Genomic DNA, 14,934 nt, shown 5'->3' on the forward strand with positions numbered 1-14,934 from the left:
GTCGCGGCGGTCGGGGCCTCGACCGCGTGCCGGCCGTCGGCGCCCAGGACCTTCCAGGCGACGGCCCACAGCGCGCCCACCGCGACCAGGGCCCACAGCGCGGTCCGCCAGCCGTGGTGCTGGATCACCCAGGAGAGGGTGGGCGCGGAGACCACCACCCCGAGCGTGACGCCGAGGGTGACCAGCGCGCCGGGCAGGTTGCGCCGGTGGTCGGGGAACCAGGCCAGCGCGGCGTGCTGGGCGACCGGGAAGGCGGGCCCCTCGGCGGCGCCGAGCAGGACGCGCGAGGTGACCAGCACCGCGAGGCCGCCGCCGATCGCGGCCGGGACCTGCGCCACCGACCACAGGACGGCCATCACCAGCAGCAGCACCTTGGGCGAGACGCGGTCGGCGGCCAGTCCGACGACCACGGCGGCCACCGAGAAGAGCAGGAAGAACGCGCCGTTGGCCAGGCCGAACTGGGTGGCGTTCAGGTGCAGGTCGGCCCGGATCTCGTCGGCGGCCAGGCCCAGCACGGACTTGTCCGCGAAGTTGACCATCATCAGGACGACGAGCAGCGCGGTCACCGTCCAGGCGCGGGCGCCGCCGCCGGCGGACGGAGCGGACGGGGCGGACGGGGCGGGGTGCGGGGGAGCGGTGGACACCTCGGCCATGGGGGGCTCCTGGGGGAGGGAGGGGCGTCTCGGGGAGGGGGTGCCTCGGGAGGGGCGTCGCGGGAGGGGCGTCCCGGGAGGGGAAGGGGGCGGGGCCGTGCGCTCCGCCGGGTGCGCACGGGCCCGGCGGGGGTCAGGAGAGCGGGACCCCGGCGATGGCGATCCGCTCCATCACGCGGCGCTGCGGGTAGTAGTCGTTGATCGCGTAGTGCTGGGTGGCGATGTTGTCCCAGATCGCGATCGAGTCGGGCTCCCAGTGGAAGCGGACCTGGTACTCGGGGATGCGCGCCTGGAGCACCAGGACGTCGAGCAGTTCGCGGTTCTCCTCCTCGGAGAGTCCGACGATGCGGGTGGTGAACGGCTCGTTGACGTACAGGGTGCGGCGGCCGGTGCGCGGGTGGTCGACCACCACGGGGTGCTCGACCTGCGGCCAGCTCAGCCGGAAGGCGGCCTGCTGCTCCTCGTTCATCAGGGCGCCCCAGCTGGGCAGCCAGTCGTGGACGGCGGTGAGGCCGTCGATCCGCTCCTTCAGGTCGGCGGGGAGGTTGTCGTACGCGGCGGCCATGTCGGCCCACATGGTGTCGCCGCCGGCGGCCGGGACCTCGACGGCGCGCAGCACCGAGCCGAGGGCCGGGCTGGCCATGAAGGAGTGGTCGCTGTGCCAGATGTTCTTGTTGCCGGCGGCCTTGGCGTCCTTGGCGAGCCGGGAGACGCCGGCGGTGCCGGTCTTCGGGAAGAACGGGTTGGGCTCGGGCGGCCCCCAGACGGCGGACAGCGCCAGCTGGTGCTCGGCGGTGAACCCGTGCTGGCCCCGGAAGAACACCACCTTCCACTCGGCCAGGGCCCGCCGCAGCTCCTCGGCGAGCGCCTCGCCGATCGGCCGGGTCAGGTCGACGCCGCCGAGGACGGCGCCGAAGTGCGGGGTGAGCGGCCGGATCCCCAGCAGCTCGTAGGGCTCCGGTTCGGCCCCGGGGGCGAGCCGGTCCAGGGTCCGGCTCCCGTAGTGCATGAGCGGCTTGTCCAGGACGGGCTTGGGATCGGCGACGGGGGTGGTCGCGACGGCGTGCATGCGGGTTCCTCCCAGCAGCGGACGCTGATTACGTAACCGGAAGTATCGATATTCCGGCGGGCCGGGGCAAGGGTCCGGGACGGTCGGTTTTCTGACGGGCGGTCAGGGAGGGCGAACCCCGGGCGGGCCCCGGGCGAGCCCCGGACGGACCCCGGACGGGCTCCGGGCGCGGGCATGCCGGAGCGGCGCACGGACGGGGTGCTCCCCTCCGTGCGCCGCTCGAAGGCGCAGGTCACGCGGGCTGCGCAGCCCTCCGGTTCACGGCGTGGCGGCGACCGCCCGGGCGATCAGCTCCACCACCGACTCGACCAGCTGCTCGTCGGGCAGCTGCTGCTCGGCGACCATCCGGAACACCAGCGCGGCCGCTACCAGGGTGGCCGCGGCGCCGAGGTCGACGTCGGGGCGGACGTCGCCGCGGGCCACGCCGCGTTCCAGCAGGTGGCGGGTCTCGCCCATGACCCGGGCGGTGTACGCCTGGTAGGCGCCGGGTTCGGCGCCCGCCTCGGCGGCGGAGCCGATCACCCCGGCGAGCAGCCGGTTGACGCCCGGCTGCCGGTAGGCGGTCATCCGGGCGGTCAGGACGGCGCGCAGCTCGGTGCGGAAGTCGCCCGCGTCGGGGACGGTCAGCGGGCCGATCCGGGATTCGGCGGCGGCGATCAGCAGGTCCTGCTTGGTGGGCCAGCGGCGGTAGATGGCGGGTTTGCCGACGCCGGCCCGGGCGGCGACGGCGTCCATGGTGAGGGCGCCCATGCCGCTCTCGGCGACCAGTTCGACCACGGCGTCGAGCACCGACGCCGTGACGTGCTCCTGCCTCGGCCGCCCCGGGCCCCTGCGCATCCGTTCCTCGACCATGCGGCCGACCTTAGCCAAGCGGTTCAGGCCGGGGTGCCGGGGGAGGTCAGCTCGGCGCGCAGCACGTGCTTGGTGACCTTGCCGGAGGGGGTGCGCGGGAGCCCGTCGCGCAGCACCAGTTCGCGCGGGATCTTGTAGCGGGCGATCCGGGGCTCCAGCCAGGCGCGCATCCCGGCGGTGTCGAGCGCGGAGCCCGGACGGGCGACCACGACGGCGACCACGGTCTCGCCCCACTGCGGGTGCGGCCGGCCGACCACGGCGACGTCCAGCACGTCCGGGTGGCCGCGCAGGACGCCCTCGACCTCCTGGGAGGCGACGTTCTCGCCGCCGGTGATGATCACGTCCTTGATCCGGTCGACCACGGTGACGAACCCGTCCGCGTCGAGGCGGCCGAGGTCGCCGCTGCGGTACCAGTCGCCCGCGAACACCTCGGCGGTGGCGGCCTCGTCGTCCAGGTAGCCGACCATCCGGGTGTCCGAGCGCAGCCAGATCTCGCCGCTCTCCCCGGCCCCGGCGTCGCTGCCGTCGGGGCGCACCACCCGCAGGTCGACGCCGGGCATGCCGCCGCGGCCGATCGCGCCGGCCTTGGCGACCTGCTCGGCGGGCGAGAGCGAGGCCCCGACCGGACCCGTCTCGCTCATCCCGTACACCTGGTGGAACTGATCGGAGCCGTACGCGGCCATCAGGCGGCGCACGGTGTCGGCGTCCAGCGGCCCGGCGCCGTAGATCCAGGCGCGCACCGAGGACAGGTCGTACGAGGCGAAGTCCGGGACGGCCTGGACGGGCGCGATCAGCGCGATCGGGGCGGCGAACAGGGCGGTGACGCGTTCGCGCTGGACCGTCTCCAGCAGGCCGCGCGGCTCGTACTCGCGCTGGAGCACGACGGTGCCGCCGAGCAGCAGGGTGCCCAGCGTCCAGTTGTTGAGCGGGGAGGCGTGCCAGATCGGCATGCAGATGAGGAAGCGCTCGTCGCGGTGCAGCGGGACGGTGGCGGCGGTGCAGACGGCGGTCAGGGCGATGCCGCGGTGGGTGTGCACGCAGCCCTTGGGGGTGCCGGAGGTGCCCGAGGTGTAGAGGATCTGCGAGACGTCGGTGTCCGGCCCGGCCTCGCCGCTCCAGGGCGCGGCGGCCGCCAGCAGCGACTCGAAGCAGTCGGCGGGGCGCTGCTCCGGGCCGGCGTCCGGGTGGCTGACCAGCCAGCGGACGTCCGCCTCGGCGGCGGTGGCGCGCTCGCCGACCTCGGCGTCCACGACGGCCAGCCGGGCCCCGCAGTGGGCGAGTTGGCGGGCCACCTCGGCGGTCTGCAGCTTGTGGTTGACCGGCACCAGCACCGCGCCCGCGTACCAGGCCCCGAACGCGGCGAACAGGAACGCCGGGGTATTGTACGTCATCACCGCGACCCGGTCCCCCGGGCGCACCCCCGCCTCCCGCAGCACGGTCGCGGCGCGCCGGGCGGCCGCGCCGAACTCGCCGTACGTCCAGCGCTGTTCGCGGTAGACGAGGGCCTCCTTGTCGCGGCCCGAGCGAACCACGCTGTCCAACAGGGCGCTGAGGTGCATCACGTTCTCCTGACGTGCCGGACCCGCGGGGGCGAGGCCACCGGGTGTCCTCGGGGGATCCTTGGCGGGAAGCTATGAATGATGGTTCACTTCTTTCATGGCCTACCGCAAGACCCCAGCCGAAATCCGCCGGCTCAGCACCGCCAAGGAGCTCCTGGTGGCCCGCGCCACCGAGGTCGTCGCGGAAGTGGGCTGGTCGCAGGCGTCGGTCACGGCCGTCGCCGACGCCGCCGGGATCGCCGCCGGCTCCGTCTACCAGCACTTCCCCTCCAAGGCGGCGCTCGCCGTCGAGGTGTTCCGGCGCGCCGCCGGACGCGAGGTGGAGGTGCTCGGCGAAGTCCTGCACGGCCCCGGCGACCCGGTCGAACGGCTCGCCCGCGGCGTCCAGGTGTTCGCCCGCCGCGCCCTGGAGAACCGCGGCCTCGCCTACGCCCTGCTCGCCGCCCCCGCCGAACCCGCCGTCGGCGCCGAACGCCTCGCCCACCGCCGCCGCTACCGCGCCCTGTTCGCCGAAGTCGTCCGCGAGGGCGTCGCCACCGGCGCGCTGCCCGCCCAGAACGGCGAGATCACCGCCGCCGCGCTCACCGGCGCCATCGGCGAGATCCTGGTCGACCCGCTCGGCGGCCCCGGGGACGAGGACCTCGACGCCCTGCTCGCCGACCTCACCGCACTGGCCCTGCGCTGCGCCGGCGCCCCCCGCAGCTGAAACCACCCGCAGCTGAAACCCCACCCCCACCCTCCCGGAGGCCCCCGTGCCCGCCAGCCACCCCACCGCCGCCACCCACCGGGTCACCAACCAGGCACCCCCGCTGACCGGCCACGACGTCGCCGAGGACGCCGTCCTGCTGGAGGGCCTCGACCGCGAGGGCGCCGGCTGGCACCGCGAGGAACTCCACCGCCTCGGCCGCCTGGCCGGCGGCGAACAGGCCCAGCACTGGGCCGACCAGGCCAACCGGCACGAACCCGAACTGCGCACCCACGACCGCTACGGCAACCGGATCGACGAGGTCGACTTCCACCCCGCCTACCACCGCCTGATGGACCTCTCGGTCGGCGCCGGCCTGGCCGGCGCCGCCTGGGCCGACCCCCGCCCCGGCGCCCACGTCGCCCGCGCCGCCGGCTTCATGGTCGCCACCACCCTGGAACCCGGCCACCTCTGCCCGGTCTCCATGACGTACGCCGTCGTCCCCGCGCTGCGCCACGCACCCGACCTCGCCGCCGCCTACGAACCCCTGCTCACCAGCCGCGCCTACGACCCCGGGCTGCGCGCCCCCGCCGGCAAGCGCGGCCTGCTGGCCGGCATGGGGATGACCGAGAAGCAGGGCGGCAGCGACGTCCGCGCCAACACCACCACCGCCGTCGAACAGTCCGACGGCACGTGGCGGCTGCGCGGCCACAAGTGGTTCACCAGCGCCCCGATGAACGACCTGTTCCTCGTCCTCGCGCAGGCCCCCGGCGGCCTGTCCTGCTTCCTGGTGCCGCGGGTGCTGCCCGACGGCGAACGCAACACCTTCCGGATCCAGCGCCTCAAGGACAAGCTCGGCAACCGCGCCAACGCCAGCAGCGAACCCGAGTTCGACGACACCGTGGCCTGGCTGGTCGGCGCCGAGGGCAAGGGCGTGCGCACCATCATCGAGATGGTCACCATGACCCGGCTCGACTGCGTCCTCGGCTCCGCCGCCGGCACCCGCGCCGCCCTCGCCCAGGCCGCCCACCACGCCCGGCACCGCGCCGCCTTCGGCGCCCTGCTGATCGACCAGCCGCTGATGCGCAACGTCCTCGCCGACCTGTCGCTCGAATCCGAGGCCGCCACCACCCTCGCCCTGCGACTGGCCGGCGCCGCCGACCGCGCCCAGCACGGCAACACCGCCGAACGCGCCTTCCTGCGGATCGCCACCGCCATCGCCAAGTACTGGGTGTGCAAGCGCCAACCCGCCGCCGTCGCCGAGGCGTTGGAGTGCCTCGGCGGCAACGGCTACGACGAAGCCTCCGGCCTGCCCCGGCTCTACCGCGAGGCCCCGCTCAACAGCATCTGGGAGGGCTCCGGCAACGTCACCGCCCTCGACCTCCAGCGCGCCCTGGCCCGCGAACCCGAGGCGCTCGACGCCCTCGCCGCCGAGATCGACCTCGCCGCCGGCGCCGACCCCCGGCTCGACGCCGCCTGGCGCGAGCTGCGCGCCGACCTGCGCCCCACCGAGGACGCCCAACTGCGCGCCCGCCGGGTGATCGAACGCGCCGCGCTCGTCCTCCAGGGCGCCCTGCTGGTCCGGCACGCCCCCGCCGCCGTCGCCGACGCCTTCTGCGGCTCCCGGCTGGCCGGCGACCACGGGCTGGCCTTCGGCACCCTCGCCCCGGGCACCGACTTCACCGCACTGCTCGGCCGCCTGCCGGGGGCGTGAGGCGGCCACCGGCCGGGGGCATGAGGCAGCCGCCTACCGGGGGCGTGAGGGACCCGGCCGTTCAGAGCCGGTAGACCCGGGCCGCGGTGCCGCCGAACACGGCGCCGCGCTCCGGGCCGGACAACTGCCCGGTGAGCTCCTCGGCGGCCGCCACCACCTCGGCGTACCCGGCGGCCAGCAGGCACACCGGCCAGTCCGAGCCGAACATCAGCCGCTCCGGGCCGAAGCACTCCAGTGCGCTCTGCGCGTACGGCCGCAGGTCCGCGACCGTCCAGGTGCGCCAACCCGCCTCGGTGACCAGGCCGGAGAGCTTGCCGCAGGTGTTGGGCCGGGCGGCGAAGGCGCGCAGCGCCCCGGCCCACGGCGCCAGGCCGCCGGCGGCGATCGGCGGCTTGCCCAGGTGGTCCAGGACGAAGGCGAGCTGCGGCAGCCGGGCGGCGGCCCCGGTGGCGGCGGGCAGCTGGTGCGGCCGGAGCACCAGGTCGTAGGCGAGGCCCGCGTCGGCGACCGCCGCCAGGCCGCGCAGCACCTCGGGACGCAGCAGCCACTCCGGGTCGGGCTCCGACTGCACCTGGTGGCGCACCCCCACCAGCCGTTCGCCGCCCGGGAGTTCGCGCAGGGCGGCGAGCGCGTCGGCCACGCCGGGGGAGGTCAGGTCCACCCAGCCGACCACGCCCCGCACCAGCGGGTCGGCCGCGGCGGCGGCCAGCAGTTCGGGCGTCTCGCCGGCCTCGGTGACGGTCTGTACCAGCACCGTCCCCGCGACCCCCGCCGCCCGGGCCTGCGGGCCCAGCTCGTCCAGGGTGAACGCCCGCCGCAGCGGGGCGAGTCCGGGCTCCGCCAGCCAGTCGTGGGCGCGGGCGGCCGGATCCCACAGGTGGTGGTGGGCGTCGATCCGCAACACCCCACCGGGGGAGGGGAGTTCAGGGGACGGGACGGTGGTCACGGTGGGCTCCCGGCAGGGACGGGCGTCAACTGGTCGTGCTGTCGGCGCCGTTGGAGGCGGAGGGCCGGGCCGCAGGCCCGCCCAGGGTGTCGCGCAGCCACTGCTCGACGCCGCAGACGTGCGCCAGGGCCAGCGCTCGGGCGAGGTCGGCGTCCCGGCGGGCGAGCGCGGAGTGGATCGCCCGGTGCTGCTCGCGGGTGCGGGCGGTGGCACCCTCCTCGGTCAGGCCGCGCCAGATCCGGGCCCGGGTGGTGGGCGCGGAGATGCCGTCCAGCAGCGGGACCAGCACGGGATTGCCGGAGCCGATGGCGATCAGCCGGTGGAACTCCAGGTCGTTGGCGAGGAGTTCGTCCAGCGAGGCGTCCTCGGGCAGCGCGGCGAGCAGCTCGCCGAGAGCGGCGACCTGGGCGTCCGTCATGGCGCGGGCGGCCAGCGCGGTAGCCTCCGGCTCGAGGATCCGGCGCACCTGGAGGAAGTGCAGGACGGTGTCGTCGCGCTGGAAGTCGACCACGAACGCCAGGGTGTCCAGCAGGAGTTCGGGCTCCAGGCTGGTGACGTAGGTGCCGTCGCCCTGCCGGACGTCCAGCACCCGGATCAGCGACAGCGCCTTGACCGCCTCGCGCAGCGAGTTGCGCGACAGGCCCAGCCGTTCGGCCAGGTCGGCCTCCTTGGGCAGCTTGGCACCGGGGGCGAGTTCGCCGCCGAGGATCATCTCCTTGATCCGCACGATGGCCTCGTCGGTGACTGGCACTGGTCCGCAGCTCCTCGGGGTGGTCGGGATCCCTCAGGATAGTCACCCGCCCGCGGGGGCCGGCGCGTCCGCGGGCAGCAGGCCGAGCCCCGCGAGCTCCGCCCACAGCGCGGCGGGGACGGGGCGGCGCAGCAACTCGGCCGCGTCGCGGGCCTGTTCGGGGCTGCGCACGCCGACCAGCACGGTGGCCACGGCCGGGTGCGCGGCCGCGAACCGCAGGGCGGCGGCCCGCAGCGGCACGCCGTGGCGGGCGCAGACCTCCTGGAGGGCGAGGGCGCGGGCCAGGAGCTCCGGCGGGGCGGCGGCGTAGTCGTAGGGGGCGCCGGGCCTGGGGTCGGCCAGCAGACCGGAGTTGAAGACGCCCGCGTTGATCACCGAGACGCCGCGCTCGACCGCCAGCGGCAGCAGTTCGTCCAGGCCGGACCGGTCGAGCAGGGTGTAGCGCCCGGCCAGCAGGACGGCGTCGATGTCGGTGTCGCGGACGAACCGGGCGGGCACGGCGGTCTGGTTCATGCCGATGCCGATGGCGCCGATCACGCCCTCGGCGCGCAGCCGCTCCAGCGCCGGGTACGCCTGGTCGAGGGCCTGGTCGGCGTGCTCGTCGGGGTCGTGCAGGTGGACGAGGTCGATCCGGTCGGTGCCCAGGCGTTCCAGGCTGGCCTCGAGCGAGCGGTGCACCCCGTCGGCGGTGAAGTCCCAGACCCGGCGGTGGGTGGCCGGGACGTCGAACTCGCCGTCGCGGCCCGGCCGCCGGTCGGGGACGAGCAGGCGGCCGACCTTGGTGGCCAGGGTGTAGGTGTGCCGGGGGTGGTGGCGCAGCGCGGCGCCGAGGCGGCGCTCGGACAGGCCGAGCCCGTAGTGCGGCGCGGTGTCGAAGTGGCGGTAGCCGGCGGCGAAGGCGGCGTCGACGGCCGCCTCGGCCTGCGCGTCGGGCACGGCGGTGAACAGGTTGCCGATGGCCGCTGCGCCGAACGACAGAGCGCCGACGGTCACCCGGGAGCGGCCGAGGGTCCGGTTCACGCGGCGGGCTCCGGGCGCAGCCGCAGCCCCTGCATGCCGCCGTCGACGGCGAGCGCGGTGCCGGTGGTGGAGCCGGCGGCCGGGGACGCCAGGTGGGCGATGGCGGCGGCGACCTCCTCGGCGGAGACCAGCCGCCCGGTGGGCTGGCGGGCGCTGAGCGCGGCGCGTTCGGCGGCCGGGTCGTCGGCGGCGTCCAGCAGCCGGCCGACCCAGGGGGTGTCCACCGTACCGGGGTTGACGCAGTTGACCCGGATGCCCTCGCGGACGTGGTCGGCGGCCATCGCCAGGGTGAGCGCGAGCACTGCACCCTTGCTGGCCGAGTACAGGGCGCGCTGCGGCAGCCCGGCGGTGGCGGCGATCGAGCAGGTGTTGACGATCGCGGCGGTCGCCCCCGGCCGGGAGCGCACCGAGGCGCGCAGGTGGGGGAGGGCGGCGCGGGTGGTGCGGACGACGCCCAGCACGTTGACGTCCAGCACCCGGTGCCACTGCGCGTCGTCGTTGTCGGCGACGGTGCCGGCCGCGCCGATCCCGGCGTTGTTGACCAGCACGTCGATCCCGCCGAGCGCCTCGGCGGCCGCGGCGACGGCCGCCCGCACCGAGCCGTCGTCGGCCACGTCGGCGGTGAACCCCCGCAGCGGGGGCGGGAGTTCGCCGGGGCTCAGGTCGAGGACGGCGACCGCGGCGCCGCGCTCGGCGAGCAGCCGGGCGGTGGCCAGCCCGATGCCGGAGGCGCCGCCGGTGACGACCGCGCGCACGCCCTGGAAGTCGCTCATGCCCCGGAAGTCGCTCATGCGCCCAACTCCTCTGCCCAGTAAGCCCCGTCGGGGTAGCGGTAGGTGTCGATCGAGGCCCGGTGCATGGTGGCGGAGAAGCCGGGGGCGGTGGGTGCCGCGTAGTGGCCGTCCGTGATCACCGCCGGGTCGGTGAAGTGCTGGTGCAGGTGGTCGACGTACTCGATGGCGCGGTCCTCGACGGTGCCGGACAGCGCGACCCAGTCGAACATCGAGAGGTGCCGGACGAGTTCGCACAGGCCGACGCCGCCCGCGTGCGGGCAGACCGGGACGCCGAACTCGGCGGCCAGCAGCAGGACCGCCAGGTTCTCGTTGACGCCGCCGACCCGGGCCGCGTCCAGCTGCAGCACGTCGACGGCCCCGGCCTGGAGCAGCTGCTTGAACACGATCCGGTTCTGCACGTGCTCGCCGGTGGCGACCTTCACCGGCGCGACCGCCCGGCGCACCGCGGCGTGGCCGAGCACGTCGTCCGGGCTGGTGGGCTCCTCGATCCAGTACGGGTCGAACTCCGCCAGCGCGTTGGTCCACTCGATCGCCTGCGCGACGTCCCAGCGCTGGTTGGCGTCGATCGCGATCCGCACGTCCGGGCCGACGGCCGCCCTGGCCGTGCGCAGCCGGCGGACGTCGTCGGCGAGGTCCGCGCCGACCTTCAGCTTGATCTGGGTGAAGCCGTCCGCGACGGCCTGCCGCGCCAGCCGGGTCAGCTTCGCGTCGTCGTAGCCGAGCCAGCCCGGCGAGGTGGTGTACGCCGGGTAGCCGCTGCGCAGCAGTGCGACGGTGCGTTCGGCGGCGCCCGCGCGGCCCGCGCGCAGCAGCTCCAGCGCCCGCTCGGGGGTGAGCGCGTCGGTCAGGTAGCGGAAGTCGACCTGGGAGACCAGCCACTCGGGTTCGGCCTCGGCCAGCAGCCGCCACAGCGGCAGGCCCGCGCGCTTGGCCGCCAAGTCCCAGACCGCGTTCAGCACGGCGCCGATCGCCATGTGCATCACGCCCTTCTCCGGGCCCAGCCAGCGCAGTTGGCTGTCGCCGACCAGCGCCCGGGAGAGCGCGCCCGGATCGGCGCACAGCTCGGCGACCGGCCGCCCGACCACGTGCGCGCGCAGCGCGTCGAGCGCCGCGACCTGCACCTCGTTGCCGCGGCCGATGGTGAAGACGAACCCGTGCCCCTCCAGCCCGTCGTCGGCGGAGGTCCGCAGCACCAGGTAGGCGGCGGAGTAGTCCGGGTCCGGGTTCATCGCGTCCGAGCCGTCCAGCTCGCGCGAGGTCGGGAAGCGCACGTCGTAGGTGTCGAGCGCGGTGATCCGCGCGACGGCGCTGCCGGTACGGGCGTCGGTGGTGGCGGCGGCGGTGGTGGTGGCGGTGGTGGCGGTCAACTCCGGCCCCTCACGCGTCGACGAAGGTCTGGCGCTGGGTGCCGAGGCCGTCCACGGACAGCTCGACCACGTCGCCCGCCCGCAGGTACGGCTGGTCGCCGCGGCCGAGCGCGACCCCGGCCGGGGTGCCGGTGTTGACCACGTCGCCCGGGTTGAGCACCATGTACTGGCTCAAGTACCAGACCAGGTACGGGACGTCGAAGACCATCTCCTTGGTGTCGCCGTCCTGCCGCACCTCCCCGTTGACCGACAGCCGCATCCCGAGCGCCTGCGGGTCGCCGACCTCGTCGGGCGTGACCAGCCACGGGCCCAGCGGGTTGAAGGTCTCGCAGGACTTGCCGAGGTCCCACTGCGCGGAGAACTCCAACTGGAACTCGCGCTCCGAGACGTCGTTGCTGACCGCGTACCCGGCCACGCAGGCCGCCGCCGCGGCGGGCGACTCCAGGTAGCGGGCCCGCCGCCCGATCACCACGGCCAGCTCCACCTCCCAGTCGGTCTTCACCGAGCCGCGCGGGATCAGCACCTCGTCGTACGGGCCCACCACGGTGGCCGGGTCCTTCATGAACACCACCGGCCGGGTCGGGATGGCCGCACCCGTCTCCGCCGCGTGGTCGCGGTAGTTGAGCCCGATGCAGACCACCTTCCCCGGCCGGGCCACCGGGGCCCCGATCCGCAGGCCGTCCGCGTCCAGGGCCGGCAGTTCGCCCGCCGCGAGCGCCGCCCGCACCCGCTCGACCCCGCCCCCGGCCAGGAACGCCCCGTCGACGTCCCCGGTCAGCCCGGTCAGCAGCCGGACCGTCCCGTCCTCGGCCAGCACCGCGGGCGCTTCCTCGCCGGGCGCGCCGACGCGCAGCAGCTTCATGGGGTCCTCCTGTGGTTCGGACGGCGCCCGGGAGCGCGGTCGGGGACGCGGTCGGGCCGCGGCCGGGGCTGGGAACGGGGGCGGGACGAGACTAGGCCGCCGCCTCCGCCTCCGACAAGAAGTCATCCGATGTATTTTTCGGACGGTGGGCCAATGGCTGGGGGAATTGCGCAATCCTGTGCCGTTCTGCCCGCTCAGGCATCCGATGAATCCGGGTCGGTGGTGCGGCGCGGAGCAGTCAGCACCAGGAGGCCGCCCAGGGCGGCGAGGACGGCGAGGACGGCGGCGAAGACCGTGGCGCCGGTGGTCAGGCCCGCGGCGTCGCTGAGGTAGCCGGCCGATACCGGCAGCAGGCCGGCCGGGACGTAACCGCCCACGTTGAGCGCGGCGTTGGCCTCGGCCAGCCGCCGGGGCGGGACGGTGGAGTTGAGCAGCGACAGGCCGCCGAGCTGGCCGAGCCCCTGGCCCGCGCCGGCCAGCAGGGCGGCGGCGAGCAGGGCGGCGGCCGAGCCGGAGCGCACCGCCGCGGCCAGGGCGAGCATGCTCAGCGCGGTGCCCGCCGCGCCGAGCGCCAGGACGGTGCGGCGGCGCAGCCGCTGGACGGCGAACTGCACGCCGGTGGCGGTGAGGAACATCGCGAAGGCCATCGACCCCGCCACGATCCGGCTGGTGGTGCCGAGCAGGCCGGACAGCAGGGACGGGCCGAGTGAGAGCACGAACGAGGTGGCCGTGATGCCGGGCGCGAACACCGCCACGCCCAGCGCGAGTTGACGGCCCCGACCGCTCGGGACGCCCGGCACCCGGACCCAGTCGCCGCGCCCGCCGCCGTGGCCGTCGTCGTCCCGGTCGTCCCGAGCGTCCTGGTCGTCCCGAGCGTTCCAGGGGCGCGGCAGCGGCAGCGGCATCCGCAGCACCGCCAGCACGGCCAGGGCCAGCAGTACGGCCTCGACGCCGAACACGGTGGCCGTCGGTCCGGGGGCCAGTTCGGAGAGCAACCCGGCCAGCAGCGGGCCGAGCCCGGCGCCGAACACCATCGCGCAGGAGGCCAGCAGCGCGGCCGTCCGCCGGCGCTCCGGCCCGGCCACGTCGGTGACCGCCGCCATCCCGGCCGAGACCACCGCGCCGACCGCGACGCCGGTGAACAGCCGCGCCACGATCAGCGCGGCCACGCTCCCGGCCGTCCCGAACACCAGGCAGGCGACGAGCGCCAGCCCCAGCGCCGGGAGCAGCACCGGCCTGCGGCCGATCCGGTCGGAGAGCACGCCGGAGACCAGCAGCGAGCCGATCAGTCCGACGATGTAGCAGGCGAACACCACGGTCAGGGTGCCCTTGGAGAAGCCGATGTCGCGCTGCCACAGCACGTACAGCGGCGTCGCCGCGTTCGACAGCACGAAGACGGCGGTGATCGGCCAGGCGGCCAGCCACACCCACCGCAGCGGAACGGCCGCCGGGCCGCCCCCGCCCCCTCCGCTCCTGCTCGCGGCCCTGTATGCGGGGCTGGGTGCGGGGCTGGGTGCGGAGCTGATTCCGGTTCCGGACATGGGAGTTCCCCCTGATCTGCCTGTCGGCGCCCGTCAGTACGAGTTAAGTCGAACTTAGCATGCAGTACGATTGGAGTCGTACTGAACGGGATGCCGGAGCGCGAGATGCCGGGGCGCGTGGCGCCGGAGCGCGAGAAGACGAGGAGCCGCCCATGTCCGCAGCCTTCGAGGTCCTCCCGGAGCCGCCCGGCCTGCCCGAGCCGCTCCCGGAGCCGTCCGTCGGGGAGTTGCGGCTGGAGGAGGTGATGGGCGCGCTCAGCTCCTCGCTGCGGCTGACCATCGTCCGCAAACTCCTGCTGGAGTCCGAGGAGTTCGACCACCCCTGCCAGTGGTTCGGCCTGGACCGGCCGAAGTCCTCGCTCACCCACCACTTCAAGGCGCTGCGCGAGGCGGGCGTCACCCGGCAGCGGCAGTACGGCCTCGAGCGCCGCAGCCAGGTCCGGGTGGCGGACCTGAACGCGCGCTTCCCGGGCCTGCTCGACCTGGTCGCCGCCTGGACCCCGGAGCAGTGAGGCTTCCGGGGGCGGGAGGGGGAGTGGGGGACGGGGGTCAGGAATCCGGCTGGGTGACCGTCAGGCCCCAGTGCAGGCCGGGGTCCGAGGTGGTCACGCCCACCGAGTAGGAGACGGCCCGCGGGGCGGCCACCGTGGTCGAGCCGGTGCCGGTGGTGCCGGGCGGGCAGGTCACGGTGAACTCGGTCGGCTTGCCCTTGCCGGAGGCCGAGGTGAAGACCACCCGGGCCTCGCCGGGCCGGTCGCCGAGGCAGGCGAGGGTGATGGTGACGGGCTGACCGGAGGGATTCGCGCCGCCGCTGGCCGCGCCGCCGTTGCCGATCCAGTCGGCGATCCAGATCAGCCCGTCCGGGCCCGGGTGCGGGAGGACCTGGCCGGTGCCGGCCCGGCCGGGGGAGGCCGCGGCGCCCTTGGCGGCCGGGCCGTCGGCGTCGGAGCCGCCGCCCTGCCGGACGACCGCCACTCCGGCGGCGACGGCGGCGACGGCGGCGACCGCCGTCGCGGTGGCCGTCCAGGCGGTGGCCGGGCGCTTCATGGGTCCCCCTCCTGGCGCGGCCGGGCCGGGGCGGGCCGACGCACACGAACGTCCTCGTCGGCAGAGGGTACTGC

15 protein-coding genes are annotated in these 14,934 nt (G+C 75.3%); 3 read left to right on the forward strand and 12 right to left on the reverse strand.

The features are described 5' to 3' along the window. From ACFUEL_RS19975 to ACFUEL_RS19990, 4 genes are all read right to left on the reverse strand, one after another. The coding region (locus tag ACFUEL_RS19975) for an MFS transporter (RefSeq protein ID WP_380237709.1) at positions 1–653 on the reverse strand (653 nt) is incomplete at its 3' end. Positions 654–786: 133 nt separating this feature from the next. Beyond that, positions 787–1,722: a TauD/TfdA dioxygenase family protein gene (locus ACFUEL_RS19980; RefSeq protein WP_380237710.1), complete on the reverse strand. Its 936-nt coding sequence runs from the start codon at positions 1,720–1,722 to the stop codon at positions 787–789. Positions 1,723–1,980: 258 nt separating this feature from the next. Beyond that, a complete protein-coding gene (locus tag ACFUEL_RS19985; protein WP_380237711.1) occupies positions 1,981–2,574 on the reverse strand; it encodes a TetR/AcrR family transcriptional regulator in 594 nt (197 codons plus the stop codon). 23 nt (positions 2,575–2,597) lie between these two features. Next, positions 2,598–4,133: a class I adenylate-forming enzyme family protein gene (locus ACFUEL_RS19990; protein ID WP_380237712.1), complete on the reverse strand. Its 1,536-nt coding sequence runs from the start codon at positions 4,131–4,133 to the stop codon at positions 2,598–2,600. 97 nt (positions 4,134–4,230) lie between these two features. Between ACFUEL_RS19990 and ACFUEL_RS19995 the strand changes: the two genes are divergently transcribed. Continuing rightward, entirely contained in the window at positions 4,231–4,839 is a 609-nt protein-coding gene (locus tag ACFUEL_RS19995; protein ID WP_380237713.1) for a TetR/AcrR family transcriptional regulator, read from the forward strand. 46 nt (positions 4,840–4,885) lie between these two features. Beyond that, positions 4,886–6,532, forward strand: coding sequence for an acyl-CoA dehydrogenase family protein (locus ACFUEL_RS20000; RefSeq protein ID WP_380237714.1), 1,647 nt, complete (start codon positions 4,886–4,888; stop codon positions 6,530–6,532). A gap of 61 nt (positions 6,533–6,593) precedes the next feature. On the opposite strand, the gene ACFUEL_RS20005 is transcribed toward ACFUEL_RS20000, so the two are convergent. From ACFUEL_RS20005 to ACFUEL_RS20035, 7 genes are all read right to left on the reverse strand, one after another. Further along, on the reverse strand, positions 6,594–7,478 hold the full coding sequence (locus tag ACFUEL_RS20005) for an amidohydrolase family protein (protein ID WP_380237716.1): 885 nt from the start codon (positions 7,476–7,478) through the stop codon (positions 6,594–6,596). 25 nt (positions 7,479–7,503) lie between these two features. Then, positions 7,504–8,229 carry a FadR/GntR family transcriptional regulator gene (locus ACFUEL_RS20010; RefSeq protein WP_380237717.1) on the reverse strand — a complete coding sequence of 242 codons (726 nt, stop codon included), beginning with the start codon at positions 8,227–8,229 and terminating at the stop codon, positions 7,504–7,506. 42 nt (positions 8,230–8,271) lie between these two features. Then, complete coding sequence (locus ACFUEL_RS20015) at positions 8,272–9,249, reverse strand: aldo/keto reductase (RefSeq protein ID WP_380237718.1); 978 nt, start codon at positions 9,247–9,249, stop codon at positions 8,272–8,274. Further along, positions 9,246–10,022 carry an SDR family NAD(P)-dependent oxidoreductase gene (locus ACFUEL_RS20020; protein WP_380237724.1) on the reverse strand — a complete coding sequence of 259 codons (777 nt, stop codon included), beginning with the start codon at positions 10,020–10,022 and terminating at the stop codon, positions 9,246–9,248. The genes ACFUEL_RS20015 and ACFUEL_RS20020 overlap by 4 nt, the downstream gene beginning before the upstream one ends. A gap of 14 nt (positions 10,023–10,036) precedes the next feature. Further along, entirely contained in the window at positions 10,037–11,338 is a 1,302-nt protein-coding gene (locus tag ACFUEL_RS20025; protein ID WP_380237725.1) for an enolase C-terminal domain-like protein, read from the reverse strand. Positions 11,339–11,420: 82 nt separating this feature from the next. Next, positions 11,421–12,272, reverse strand: coding sequence for a fumarylacetoacetate hydrolase family protein (locus tag ACFUEL_RS20030; RefSeq protein ID WP_380237720.1), 852 nt, complete (start codon positions 12,270–12,272; stop codon positions 11,421–11,423). A gap of 194 nt (positions 12,273–12,466) precedes the next feature. Beyond that, positions 12,467–13,813, reverse strand: a complete 1,347-nt coding sequence (locus ACFUEL_RS20035) for an MFS transporter (protein WP_380237721.1) — start codon at positions 13,811–13,813, stop codon at positions 12,467–12,469. A gap of 152 nt (positions 13,814–13,965) precedes the next feature. Between ACFUEL_RS20035 and ACFUEL_RS20040 the strand changes: the two genes are divergently transcribed. Beyond that, complete coding sequence (locus ACFUEL_RS20040; protein WP_380237722.1) at positions 13,966–14,325, forward strand: ArsR/SmtB family transcription factor; 360 nt, start codon at positions 13,966–13,968, stop codon at positions 14,323–14,325. Between the two features lie 37 nt (positions 14,326–14,362). On the opposite strand, the gene ACFUEL_RS20045 is transcribed toward ACFUEL_RS20040, so the two are convergent. Beyond that, positions 14,363–14,860, reverse strand: coding sequence for a hypothetical protein (locus tag ACFUEL_RS20045; RefSeq protein ID WP_380237723.1), 498 nt, complete (start codon positions 14,858–14,860; stop codon positions 14,363–14,365). Positions 14,861–14,934 lie beyond the last annotated feature (74 nt).

The organism is Kitasatospora sp. NPDC057198, from assembly GCF_042670125.1.
Classification (GTDB): Bacteria; Actinomycetota; Actinomycetes; order Streptomycetales; family Streptomycetaceae; genus Kitasatospora.

Bases quoted from the DNA above. Each gene is read 5' to 3' on its own strand.
- ACFUEL_RS20030 (WP_380237720.1), bottom strand. From the start codon at position 12,272: ATGAAGCTGCTGCGCGTCGGCGCGCCCGGCGAGGAAGCGCCCGCGGTG.
- ACFUEL_RS19985 (WP_380237711.1), bottom strand. From the start codon at position 2,574: ATGGTCGAGGAACGGATGCGCAGGGGCCCGGGGCGGCCGAGGCAGGAG.
- ACFUEL_RS20040 (WP_380237722.1), top strand. From the start codon at position 13,966: ATGTCCGCAGCCTTCGAGGTCCTCCCGGAGCCGCCCGGCCTGCCCGAG.
- ACFUEL_RS20035 (WP_380237721.1), bottom strand. From the start codon at position 13,813: ATGTCCGGAACCGGAATCAGCTCCGCACCCAGCCCCGCACCCAGCCCC.
- ACFUEL_RS19995 (WP_380237713.1), top strand. From the start codon at position 4,231: ATGGCCTACCGCAAGACCCCAGCCGAAATCCGCCGGCTCAGCACCGCC.
- ACFUEL_RS20020 (WP_380237724.1), bottom strand. From the start codon at position 10,022: ATGAGCGACTTCCAGGGCGTGCGCGCGGTCGTCACCGGCGGCGCCTCC.
- ACFUEL_RS19980 (WP_380237710.1), bottom strand. From the start codon at position 1,722: ATGCACGCCGTCGCGACCACCCCCGTCGCCGATCCCAAGCCCGTCCTG.
- ACFUEL_RS19990 (WP_380237712.1), bottom strand. From the start codon at position 4,133: ATGCACCTCAGCGCCCTGTTGGACAGCGTGGTTCGCTCGGGCCGCGAC.
- ACFUEL_RS20045 (WP_380237723.1), bottom strand. From the start codon at position 14,860: ATGAAGCGCCCGGCCACCGCCTGGACGGCCACCGCGACGGCGGTCGCC.